The sequence below is a fragment of the Xylanivirga thermophila genome, from assembly GCF_004138105.1.
Taxonomy (GTDB): domain Bacteria; phylum Bacillota; class Clostridia; order Caldicoprobacterales; family Xylanivirgaceae; genus Xylanivirga; species Xylanivirga thermophila.
On the sequence record NZ_RXHQ01000027.1, the window covers coordinates 1 to 13,358 of the forward strand.

Genomic DNA, 13,358 nt, shown 5'->3' on the forward strand with positions numbered 1-13,358 from the left:
ACATAGAAGATGTCATCCTTTCGTTAGTTGTTTATTATAGTGAATAATATATTAACAGGATGTCATCTTCTTTTCAATTCTTATGGTAATTTATTACTCTAATTCCCTACGGTAACTTTACACTAACAGATTTTTTACGACTTTATGTACAATATAGCAACTGGATATCCAACTTTGTACAAAATATAGTTATTGGAATCTAGTTAAAAAAGGACTATAAACCTTTTCATAACCTTTAGTTACAGGTTATTAATTTTTATCCTAATTGTCTCTCTACTCGGATTCAAATATAGAAGCGTAGTGTGAATATTACTATGCCCTGCTAAATAGGCAACCTCATGAACTGATAGCCCGCCCTCCAAAGCAATTGTGCAGAAATAATGTCTTAATACATGAGGAGTGACCTTGTCGCTATACTTATTGAAAATCTTATTAACTGTTGACCTATGAATTACCTTACCATTACTATTCGCAAATAAATATGGACTATCACTTTCTCTCACTCTTAGATACTCTCTTATACTATTAATAATCTTATCATTTAGATAAACAACTCTGTCTTTATCTCCTTTACCCCTAACCTTTAACTCTCCAACTGTTAAATTGAAATCTGTTAATTGAATATTAAGTGCTTCACTAATTCGCAAACCTGCATACGCTAACAATGTCGCCAAGCAATAAATATCTCGATGTCCATCTTGTAATAGTTGCTGTCTAAAAGCATCAACTTCTTGCAATCTAAGGCAATGGCTGAATAAAAGAGGGAGTCCTGTTGCTGTCTAAAAGCATCAACTTCTTGCTTAGTAAGATCGGAAGGATTAGCGTATTTCTGCTGGATCTTAATATTATCATTTTTTGAAACTACTTGGTCCTGTTGTATTCCATTCGCAACCAAAAATTCATTATACTTTATTAATGCACTAATCTTACAATTTATTGTTCTCCCATTATCTTTCTTTATATTACGAAGATAACTTATATAATCTAAGATGTTTTCACGGTATAGCACCGAACATTCTCTGCCAAATGACTCCCAAAACCATTTGTAGTAACCTTTTATGTGCAAATAATAACTATTGATAGTATTTTTGCTCTTTCCTTTCAACGCTAAATACTCTCTAAATTCCTCTAACAAAATTTCACCTCCATAAATTATGTTGCCAATCATATTTCTAAGTTCCCGTAAATTATGTTGAATTTATATATTGATGTTACCGCTTTTAGCAGTAAAAGTCAGGACCTTCGGCAGCATAATTTATATTATGTTGAAAAAAATTTTAACCGAATCTCTTTATAGATTGAGTATTACAAACACTTTCTTATAACTTCTAGGCTTGTTGATATCTATTTATTACATAGAACTATAATGTTTTTCATCCTTTTATTTTACATCTCCAGCAAAAATAAAAAGCCAAGGGCAATTTCGCCTTTGACTTTAACATTGCATAAACTATATTCAACTCCATTTATATATGTTACTCAACGCCCAATGCTTTGTATACTGCATCTTCAGGGCTTTGGTAAAAGGATATCTGAAATTTAGAAAATAACTCTGGAGGAACTGTGTTAATGTCTGCAGCGGAAGCCATAGGTAGGAGTACCTTTTTCGCCCCTGCATCAAAGCAAACTTGCAGGGTGGATGCCAGTTCCTCCACTTTATTAATGGTTCCCCCTATACTCATTGACCCTAATACCACCAACTGACTTAATACAGGTTTTTTTAATGCTCCAGAACAAAGGGCAATAAAGGCTGCTAAAGTCAATTGAGAAGTCATACCAATTCCCTGCAAATCTTGAACATGCATCAAAAAATCATTATTGCTTAAGGAAATTGTTCCACTAATATTCTTTTTGTTTGCTTTAAAATAGTTAAAGGCTGTATTTAAATTCTCTTTTGCTTCCCTGCTAGTCCCCAATCCTGTCCTTTCAAATTTTCCTGTTCCAGAGACAACCTCTGTTTCTATTTTATATACTCCGATCATCCCTGAATCACCATGGGCAACTGTATATACATGCCCTGGTCTTCCCTTTCCTTCAGGTATCAGTTTGTCGCCACCTTGTTCCGGAACCGATACGAATTCTTCCTCAAAAGTTTCATTATCTATGTAGGAAAAATGAACATCATAAAATTCCATACCGCCAATTTTCTTTAATTGTTCTTTTACTCGTCTTCTTCCAACTAAGGCATACCTTAGGATTTCTTCTAAATCTTCTTTATTAAACTCCCCATGAGGATAAATTAGTTTGACCAATCCCGATACAGTCTTCCTTACCGCTATAACATCTCTTTGGTTAAGATTGTTACCAAGTCTAAAGTATTTATCTATACTATCGCCATAGGATCTTTTTCTCATTTCCCTAAAAAACTCTGCAATATAGTCAGTAATAAAGCCATATTCATTAGTAAAAAACTCTGGCCTATATTTAGGTATTTCCCAACCTGGAATATAATAGTGCATTCTATCAAAAAAAGCAGAGTCGTATGCCATTGCCTCTGGAAATGGTTCAAATAAATGGGATGTTTTTAAAAGAACGTCCACAGATTGATTGATGTTACCAACAAAAACCATAGAAGCAGAAGCATTTTTTAATTCTTTTCCTCTGGCAAATGAGCCTGAAGCCATATAATCCTTCATAATCTGAATACCATCTTTATCTTTAAAGGTAATTCCAGCCACTTCATCAAAGGCTACTACATCCCATAAGCCGACTAATCCGATTTTTCTGGTGCTCATATTGTAAAATAAATTGGCTACAGTAGTTTGTCCCCCTGATATTAAAATAGAGTTGGAGGATATTTCCTTATATATATGAGATTTACCTGTCCCTCTTGGCCCCAATTCACAGAGATTATAGTTGTTCTCAACAAGAGGAATCATTCGGGCAAGAAGGTGCCACTTAACTTTTTCCTCTAATTGAGTAGGTTCCATGCCCACGGATCTTAAAAGGATATCAATCCATTCATCCTTGGTAAAATATTTTCTTCCACTCAATATCTCATCCATATCCAAGTTTGGAATTTGAATGGGTTTCAAACTATTTATAATAAATGGATTTGCATTCCTTAACTCTTCGTCATAATAGTATTGAATTTTAAGAATGCACCATATACCGCCAGCAAGAAGTTTCTCAAATTCTTTCACATAATTCGCTTCTACTTCTACGCCCTTTAACCCTAAATTAGAAAACTCTGCCTCATAAACGTCTCTCTTTTCATTGAGCCTTACGGTCAACTTATCAATGACTGTATACTGACCTAATTCTCGAATTTTGGATTTAATCTTTTCCGCTTCATCTGGCCTAACATAATTTTCTGCAAGTATTGCTTTTACTCTATTAACTCCTTCATTTATGGAATCTTCATCATCAGTAGCACAATACATGCCAAGTAAATATTCAAGGACATATATGGGGACATTTGCCCCTTCTTTTATTTTTTGAGTTAGATCCTTACGGACAACCCTGCCCGGAAAGTATTGATTCAATTTTTTATTTAAATCTCTATTCTCCCTGTCCACTGCCTTTTCACCACCTTTGCAATTTTATAAACCAAAGTCATCTGTAAATAGCAAATCTATCGTAAAAGGTATTCGCTCATATATTTTTTCTACTGTTTCATCTTCATCTTCTAAAATTAAATAATATTCCTTGTTCTTGTCATAAGCCATATCCCTTAATGTAAACTTCTCTCTATAAGTGCGGTTTTCAGGGTTTTTCGACCTACTATCAGCAATTATAATGTTTTCATTAGAGATACGGTTACCTTCTTTATCTACAAAATAAAGTTTTAGTTTTAATGGCACTTTCTTTTCGTCTACCACTTCTGTTTGGAAAAACTCCAAATAGGTGATTCTATTTGTAATCTTCCTTGAAATATTGGTTAACTTCACTTCGACCTTAGTAGCTTTATACTCATCTTTACGGATATTCTTAAATCTTATTACAGGAACAATTATCTCCTGCAAAGATGCTCCACCATGGACATAATTGGCTCCTGCCCCTTGAACCTTGTATCTAATCATACCTTTTGGAACAATGGCTTTTAATTTTGTCTCCTGTCCAAAAAGATATTTCATAGAAATAGGTAATGTATCTGAAATATCTTCATCAATTTCTGCAAGCATATATCTCCTGCCGGCATCTATGGTCTCAGCATTAAATCTGCTAATCTTGTCTACTTCTGTTAATTGGGAACGCCTGTATATGAAACCATGATCTGCAGTAATTATTATGTTTGTAGCACTTACATGATTTATTAGGTTTTTGATTAGCGATACTAAATCTTCAAAAGCCTTTTCTACGGCATCAAAAACCTCTCTTTCCGTCTGAGGCACTTCCCCAACGGCATCTATTGTGTCATGGTATATATAAATTAGTTTTTTCCCTTCAAAGGCTTCCTTGTAATCTGCCCTACGCATATCTACCATGTCACTAAATGATATTGCCTGAGTATTATCACTATAATTGGCGATTATTTTTCCTCTATTTGCTGTTCCCTGGGTACTGATACTGTCAATACTAATATCCGATTTATCATTTACTACCAATTCCTTTCTTGGTAGTAAACTTGCCATACCATATTTTGTAGTTGAAGGGATAACTCCTTGCATAAAACCAATCTCTGCCATACCCCTCACATCTTTATTAATTAGATTAAGGAGTTCTTTTGCTGCTTCATATCTTAAAGCATCGGAAATGATTACAAATACTCTTTCGTTATTCCTTGTAAATGGAGAAACAATGTCTTTGTAAAAATCCCTTTGTTGTTTAATACCTACCAAAGAGTATTCTTCTAACATTTCCTCCTGAACCGCTGCGGACCATTTTATTGAGAGTTCATTCAGATACCAATGGGTATAGGTGTTTTCAATTCTATCTGCAAGTTTTTCAAAAGGATCTTTGTCATAAACTTTATCGTAATGAAGATAAAACTTCCTGTAGAAATAGTCCATTAAATAATATTCTTTAGTATAAGCAGTAATCAAATCATGGGCAGTTTCAGCCTTAATAACTCCACCAATTCTCTTTTCCATTTCAAGGAGTTCATTAGCAAAGTATAAGGCTTCATATTCATTTCTATAGGTTTCAAACCAATGGCTTGTCCTTCTTTTATTGATTAATTTACGGTATCTATCGAATTCTCCGACACCTTCTACTAAGTTCCCAATTATCCTATCCAGTATTGCTTCATCAAAAGCCCTCAATGTATCACATTCAATATATTTATCTATATCCCATTTATCTAAATAACCTTTTACATTTAATGTTTCCTGGGCTTTATCTGCCAGTAAATCGTAGTATTTACCATCAGCGGAATGATTCATGAAGTTGCTTATAAATACTATGGCATCTGACCTTTTAGGAGATACATACTCTACCCATGTAGTTGGCATATCCTCTTCGAGAGTATAGGATAAATGAGTAACAAGAAGCATAATCGTTAATTTTTCTAATGATCTCTCTTCGAAACTATAGCCATACCTTTTCTCAACTAAATCCCAAAAGGCATCTATATTACCAAAGTTCTCAATAGCCTCTAGATATTTGTTCTCTCCTTCTAATTCTTCAATCAGAATCTTTTTTACAACTTGTTCAAAATCTGCTACAGATAATCTGCACAGAGTAGATAGAACTGCTATATCTACCTTTTCCTTAGTAAATTTATCTATATGGTAGGAGGCAAACTTTCTATATCTTTCTTTATTCCCAAAGAATTTTAGATATCCCTTGAAAACATTTCTTAATGAAGGATCCCCCACCTTGAAATCCCTCATGATTAAAGTAGCCTTGTCAGTTGAAAACTCCTCACTATATTTCAGAATATCCAACAGCCAATTATCCCGTGGCATTGGTTTAGATGAAGGAGAGTATAGGAGATAATTAGATTCAGTATCTTCTTTTTCAAGAAGATACTTTATATGGAAGGAATTATTATCAGCAAGTTTAATAATCTTGGCATTATCCAATTTAAGTTCTTCAATATCTTCAGCAAATTCTCCCTCATCATCATACCAAAAAACAATATTTCTCTTTTTCCCATCCATAGGTTCTTTATTAAAGATTTCCTCTAACCTCTTTTTCACTTCCAATAAATTCATATGGTCACCTACTTTATATCTTCGCTAATAAATCTGCTTTCAGCGGCTTTCTGCCTTTCCCTTGAGGTATCTCCACCCCTTGGAATTTAGCATAATTAACTTTAACACCATCATCTAAATCAATCTCAATCCTTTGATTAGCCACATGGGCTATGGCCTCATCATAAAGCCTGCATTCCTCAATTTGCTTTAAAATTGTCTCTTTCTTTTTCCTAGCAGCAGCCTTTTCCCTTTGAGAAATATCCGAATCTATTAAAATATCAAGATGGTTTATTTCTGCTTCATATTTCTTCTGTAAACTATGCAAATAATCGGTCCTTACCCTTGCAACGGTAGAAGGATCATAACGGTGCATGTAAATAAGGGCTTTAAACCCATCCTGCCTTCCACTATCAAAGAGCCAGTAAATAGGTCGCTTTTTATATGTTCTTACATGGTCTTTATAGAAGTCCTTTAGAAAGTATCTTCTAATAGCCTGCCTTGAGGTTTCATTGGCTTTCTTACCTAAAGTTTCAGCAATATATTCTAGATTTTCCTCCAATGTTTCTTCGCCAAAAGATACCTTTATAAACTCTACAAATCGTTGAAGGATATCATCTTCAAAATAATCTCCATCAGCAATAGGAATAACATTATGTTCTACTATTTTTATTGAAGACTTTTTCCAACCTTCTTTAGTCTTAATCTCCCATTGTCCATTACGTATCCTAAACTTATCATCAAAATCTCCACCAGCATATATTAGACCTTCTTCATCTAAAGAGTAGCGTCCAAACATACAGCCAACAGCATAAGAGATAAAGGATTTAATATCTCTTTCTCTATCCGCTTTGCTTATGGTTATATCCTCATCTGCTACTTCAGGAGTAAGTTCGTCTTGTAGTCCATAGATTTCAATGAAAATACGATTTAGTTCCTCCTCATTAGCCTTAAGTTGGTTAAATTGATTTTCAGCAAAATTAGACCAGTTGGTAAATGCTGCCTCTATTGTATCCGCTTCTTTTTTATGGGTTAATAGGGGATGTTTTTGGAATCCCCAGGAAATCTCAAAAGAATCCCAGTCTTTCTTTGCAATATCTATACTTTTTTTCACAATGTCTATAATGGGTTTACTGTCAATAAATAAAACAGGGAAATTGTTAAAATCACCTACTTGCAAATTTATAGTTGGATTCAATATTTTAAAAACATAATTGGCAATTTTTGTGCTCATCAAACCTAATATATACATTAATTTATCACGATTGTTTGAAAAAGCGGACATTCCTGCAACATCATGAATACTTCCTGTTTCTCTATAGCGAATACTAAAACCACCACTTGTTATAAGCGACCAAGTAATAGCCTCTCTAAAATAATACTGTGGATTCCTCACAACAGAACGTTGTTTGCCCCACCTATCTTTAAAGTTTCTTATTTCAAATCCATCATTTTCCCAATTCACTACATAGTCATAGTTCCCATACCATTGTCTTCTAGGGCCCCCTTTGTTATAAGGAAACCACTTTGCCTTCGAATTTAATGAGTCTTCTATAGATTTACATTGAAAGTTGATCTTGTTATAATTTACTTCATGCCATAATCTTAAGAATCTGTTATTATCTGCAGTGGCTAAGCCTTGTTTAGGTTCAACAATAGAATTCATAGGCTTGCCTTTTTCAAATGCTTCGATTAAGTTAGGATTTGCCCAATAAGCAATCGGTTTTCCTGGAATATTTATAAAACTATCAGACTTTACTGTAAACCTATAGTTTACTTCCCTATTAGCAGCGGCCTCCAAAGTTTTTAACGGTTGTTTATCAGCACCTTTAAAATCCGATAAACTGACATATTCACCACTTTCACCTGTATGAATATTTCTTAATGTAAATGTACATACAGGAACAGTAGCCTCAGTAAATCCAGAGTATTCTAATTGAACTAAACTAGTTATAGATTTTTCATTTATCATTTTTTCTCTCAGTTCCTCATAGGAAGTAATAAACATCCATACAAATGGAGTCATAAAACCTAAATGACCATTAAATTTTGCATAGTTATAATTACGTTCGATAAAAACTGAAAACAAGTCCACTCTTACTTTATAAAAATTATCATCTATATATTCTCTTAACTTAGTATTAATATACTTTCTGCCCATATACGGCGGATTAGTACAAACCACATCGTATTTTTGGCTCATTATTTTAGCCTGTTTAATCAGTGGTGGGATCTTTTCCAATATTACCTCTCTATATTGCAGTTCAAATAGATCCTCTGGAACATCATTCCTTATCTCTTCAATCCTTTTTTCTATAGTATCAAAATCTATTTTTTTCACTTCCAGGATTGAGCCATATTCTTTTGCGTCATGGAAGACTTCAATTAGGTATTCAACATCTTCCCTGTGAAAATGCTTTTCTAGTTCAGTCTCTTTTGGATTAACTAAATATTCGATAGCCTCTTTAGGAATATCATTGCTTTCCTGAATAGAGCACAAGTTCATCTTCGGTTTATTCCTAAATATCCTCCTATTCTTACTTCTTGCCTTCATTAAAAGGGCAAAAGTGGCTAATTGGCCTGCACGATCGTCTATATCAAGTCCATAAAGGTTTTTTTCTAATATCAAAGTAGGTATTTCTCTTTCCGAATAACCTGCAGATAGGTATATGTCATATAGAACATCAAAAGCGTAAACTAAAATATGGCCACTACCCATAGCAGGGTCCAGTACTTTAATATCTTCTGGATTTAAGTTGGGGTCTTTGAGTGCATCTAATTGTTTTTGAACTTCGGGGTCTTGTTGGGCTTCTTCCAAATAATATTTCCACTGAGCCTTTAATTCTTCATTTGGATGGGATTCCAGCCATAGCCTACCTAAAGAATTCTCTACCATATACTTTACTATCCATTTAGGTGTAAAAAGTTGGGTAGCAGCAGGAATATCCTCTTTAGATATCATATTTTTATTCATACCAACAACTTCATCTTTCTTTTCAGAAATATAATACTGATATAGCCAACCAATAATTTCTATACCGTGTTCTCCCTTTTCTGGTTCCCGCTTCTGTTCTTCCTCATTCAGTTCTATTTTCCAATCATATTCCTCTATTTCTTCCACTAAATCTCTAATTACAGAACCTTCAGCAAGAAGTTTGTCAGGAAGGAGTAATTCTGTATAATCAGCGATTTCCTCAAAAACAGAGGGCATAATTTGGCCTAATTGATTACATTGCTTAACTAACAAATATCTATATAAATCCTCTGTATCGTTACTGTCTTGAAGTCTATACACTATTTCACGATCAATGTCTAAATTTATGTTTAGGGCTTCTTGAATAATATCTGGCTCAGTTTTACCATCTTCTATTGAAGATAATACTCTGACTCCTGTGGGAAGATAGTTGTTTACTTCCATAAATCGCAGTGCAATAAAACGGTTAAACCATGTGTAGGCAACCTCTTCTATAACTTGGTCAAAACCACTATGTTTAATTTTTTGAATTAATTTTTCACGCTGCTTTAATTCATATTTCTTAAAGGTTTTCCCGTTTTCTCTACCCTTTACTCTAAAACCACCCTCAAAGGTTTCGATATCTAAGATTTTATCTTTTGTTATCCCTATCTCATAGGCCTTATGGGTTATATCTTCTATTAGTTTACGCCTTGCTTTTACCGCAAAGTTTCTAATGGCCGTTTTATCCACTCTATCCCCTCCTCAACTTAAATTAATTTCAATATGGTATTTTCCTTTAGTTCCGTTTTTAATTGCTTTCTTAAATAATCAAGAAGTTCTTCTATATCTTCTTCACTTTCAATGGTTTTGGCACCATGGAATATATTTGCAATGCTTATATTGACAGTTTTTTTAGGTGTATAAACTCCATTGCCTTCCTCAGTGGTAACTGGTTGTTTTTCAATGTCCCTTTCTTTGCTCTTTTCCAAGGCAGTTTTTTTTATTTCCTCAAAACATCTCATTTTCAGCCTATCTGACTCTTCCTTCATGGCGATGGCTTCATAGAAATTGTGGGATGAATCTAATCTGACCAAAAGATCCCTAAACTTATTGTTAAACGCACCTGCCAATTCATCCTTAAAATCATATAATTCAAGTTCATCCTTAACCTTGTTCCAATCACTTTCTATCACAGCCCTTACAGGTTTGCACTCTTCTTCTAACAACATAACAAATTTGTCAACAAAGTCATTTATTAGGCTAGGCAGTTTTGAAATCTGATTATATGGTTTTGGTGATTTAACTATTGTTTCTATTTCCTTAACGATATTTATAGTCTCCGGATCTAAAACATAGGTTTTGTTCTTTTCATATATATTGAGTTGTTTAAGGGCTTTATCAAACTGCTCTTTTTGGTTTTTAAAGAATTTTTTAACGTCAAAAACTTCTTCCTCATAGTCCATTAATTCTTCTTTTACTTCATATAGTTTTTCAAAGAAGGCTGTAGCATCACTAATCTGCAAAATGTCCTCGAAAAGACTCTTGCCTCTTTCTAACACATCTTTGCCGGGATAGTTTCTCTCTTCATAACGGACTAATAGTTCTCTTATATTTGATAATTCATAGTTAGATAACTCCTTGAAACGAATCATTAATCCATCTTCATCCCCTGGTACTGATGCATAATTGAAAACTTCTCTAATTAACATTCTGGCGTTATTCAAATACTTTTCAGGAGTTTTAGTTCTTTTCTTTATTAGCAATCTATCTATATAATCTTTTTTCGTCATATATTGGATTAGGTTTTTATCCGAAGTATTAAGATATTCGCTGCCTAATTGTATCTTTATTTCCTGTGCTTTAAATAATCTAATCACAAGCCCTCTGATATCATCTGGTAACCAGCCATAAGGAGGTTTATCGTATAGTTCCAATAGAGTTTTCATAGTTATGGGAATATGCCGTTGGGTGTTTCTTTCGATATAGTGGAGCATCTCATCTAAGGCTAGTTTGTTTGGGATTTCTTCCCCAAATATATTTATCTGGGTATTTTCATCAAACAGCAGGTCATGAAGTTCTTTGGTACTTTCAATAAAGTCAGTAATATAGTTTAACTTGTCATATATGTTTTCAATAAGTACTTTCAACCCACTGTTTATTCTTTCAACAGGATTTTTTGATTTTATATCAATTTTTTGCATGTTTACGTAGAAGTCTGCTTCTTGCAATGCTTCCTTTAGTAAGGATACAACCCTGTCCTTTCTCTCAGCAACTTCTCTTGATTTTCGTATCTTTATTTCCTCAATTTCTTCCGATTGTATAGTCCCTGCTTTCCTTGTAAGGTAGGTCTGTATCTTTAATATATTCTCCATCTCTTCAAGGAAACTAGAATCTTGAGGTAGTTTAATTATTAGATTGTTTTCTCTGGCTGACATCATTCTTAGTTCATGGTCAGTTAGTTCAACACCAGTATCATAATAAGGAGTAATTATTTTGACTCCGATATCGTGTCTTTGGGTTGACATATACCTATCGTCTATGATTTTGTTAAAATCAAAATGGTATCTTGTGTTATAACGATACCTATTCTCACTGTAAATTCCTTTAAATATTTCCTCTCCAACCTTTAATATAATCTCACCAATATCAACTGAAATATTTTGGATCTCTTTATTTACATCTTGTTCCTCATGAGTTAGAAAAATATATTCATTACCATTTTTCTGAACCAGTGTTTCTCTGACAAGCCTGTCCAAAGAACCTTCTATCTTTTTCTTTAATTCGATTTTATCTTCGTCAATATGTGAAACCATTAATGTTGCAATGTTTTCCAAGTTTTTAGGCATTTCTTTTACCCATTTTATTAAGAATAGGACCTTTAGTACTTCCACATCCATATCATTAAGCCTATCGTTATCTTCCGCATGAATAAAAACTGTCTTGATATTATGATCCAAGAAAGTCTCTATAGTTTCGTAGAATGCGGAAAAAGGCACTAATGCCCCCACTTCTTTATCCATATATTTGATAGCAGCCTCTTGAAATGCAGATAAAAGAGACCTCTCTCCCTCTGAAAGATGTTTTCCACTAGCACCATGCTGTCTAATTGCTGTAAAAACAGACTGCAGTAATCTAAATTGATAAGGTATAAAAGGGTATACATCTACAAAGTCTTCTGCTGTTTTAAACATTTTCATTTCCGGCGTATCAGTGGAAAAGGTAATAAGATTTTTTATAATTGCTTCCTTGTCTGCATAGTAAAGTTTTAAAGTCTCCTTAGCAGTTTCGTTTTTATAAAGGATTCTCCTTTTAATTACTTCATCCACGTTGGCACTGGATAAACTAAGCCTTGTATTAAATCTACCTTGGATTTTAGAAAAGTCATTACCCCTTACCTTCGTAACAGTATCTATATCTTGCTGTGAGGTTACAATAACCCACGCTTTACCCCCACAATAAGTTCCTAAATCTTCAACAACTGTCTGCAGGTTAAGCATTAAACCTACATCATCCCCTATGTATTGACCCATCTCATCCACCAAAAAGATGACATGGTGCTCTCTGTCCTTGGACTCAATATATTCTTTTACTTTGTTAGCGAACTTTTCAACACTTAAAGAGTAGTTATCTTCAGCCTTGTTGTACCAATTTCGGGCTGCTTCTATACTCATTTTAGTTGTATCTGCTAAAGCCTTTACTATATTATCTTCTTCAAAATAAAAATCTTCTCTTGCTTCAATCCATGATTCCCCTGATAATTCCTCAAATCTTGACTTAAAGGCTTCATAAGAACCTTCTTTAACCATTTGTGCTTCAAGATCTGCAAGCCATGGCAAAGATCCGCAGAAACCTTGCATTTCATTGAACACTTTATTGAATACATTAACTATTGATTCCTTATTAGTTCTAGAATCTGAATCGGCTTTTGAATCTATGTTAAATAAAATAACATCGGCACTTACATCCCCTGAGGCTTTGATATCTGCTAAAACGGAAGCATCCTCTATTTTATCGTCAAAATAGGATATAGCACGTTTACCCTTTACCTCTTTATTCTCAAGAAGATAAGATAAAATCTTTAAGAAATGGGATTTACCAGAACCAAAGAATCCTGATATCCAGACTCCCATTTTGTCAGTATAATTATTAATCGCTTCTCTGTAGGCCTCAAAAAAAGTGCTAAAATGTCTGCCTAATTCTCTTGTAACTACATATTCCTCTAACTCTTGGTGAACATTGGTATCATCATCTTGTCCAATCTTAATAACACCTTTGATATCCCTATCAATTTCCTTATAAAACATTTTCTTTAATTTCATAGTCCA

General features: G+C 33.8%; 6 protein-coding genes. All 6 read right to left on the reverse strand.

Going from position 1 to position 13,358, the window contains the following annotated elements; genetic code table 11:
* Positions 1–239: 239 nt before the first annotated feature.
* Positions 240–737, reverse strand: a complete 498-nt coding sequence (locus EJN67_RS14280) for a tyrosine-type recombinase/integrase (RefSeq protein ID WP_341538807.1) — start codon at positions 735–737, stop codon at positions 240–242.
* On the reverse strand, positions 659–1,135 hold the full coding sequence (locus EJN67_RS14285) for a phage integrase N-terminal SAM-like domain-containing protein (RefSeq protein ID WP_243641293.1): 477 nt from the start codon (positions 1,133–1,135) through the stop codon (positions 659–661). Before EJN67_RS14285 ends, EJN67_RS14280 begins: the two co-directional genes overlap by 79 nt.
* 340 nt (positions 1,136–1,475) lie before the next feature.
* On the reverse strand, positions 1,476–3,518 hold the full coding sequence (brxL, locus tag EJN67_RS10830; RefSeq protein ID WP_129724326.1) for a protease Lon-related BREX system protein BrxL: 2,043 nt from the start codon (positions 3,516–3,518) through the stop codon (positions 1,476–1,478).
* Between the two features lie 24 nt (positions 3,519–3,542).
* Positions 3,543–6,098 carry a BREX-1 system phosphatase PglZ type A gene (pglZ, locus tag EJN67_RS10835; protein WP_129724327.1) on the reverse strand — a complete coding sequence of 852 codons (2,556 nt, stop codon included), beginning with the start codon at positions 6,096–6,098 and terminating at the stop codon, positions 3,543–3,545.
* 13 nt (positions 6,099–6,111) lie between these two features.
* Positions 6,112–9,783 carry a BREX-1 system adenine-specific DNA-methyltransferase PglX gene (gene pglX, locus EJN67_RS10840; protein ID WP_129724328.1) on the reverse strand — a complete coding sequence of 1,224 codons (3,672 nt, stop codon included), beginning with the start codon at positions 9,781–9,783 and terminating at the stop codon, positions 6,112–6,114.
* Positions 9,784–9,800: 17 nt separating this feature from the next.
* Complete coding sequence (brxC, locus tag EJN67_RS10845; protein ID WP_129724329.1) at positions 9,801–13,352, reverse strand: BREX system P-loop protein BrxC; 3,552 nt, start codon at positions 13,350–13,352, stop codon at positions 9,801–9,803.
* Between the last annotated feature and the right edge of the window lie 6 nt (positions 13,353–13,358).

Excerpts from the sequence above, each read along its gene's own strand:
- pglZ (WP_129724327.1), bottom strand. The coding sequence starts at position 6,098 with ATGAATTTATTGGAAGTGAAAAAGAGGTTAGAGGAAATCTTTAATAAA.
- brxC (WP_129724329.1), bottom strand. The coding sequence starts at position 13,352 with ATGAAATTAAAGAAAATGTTTTATAAGGAAATTGATAGGGATATCAAA.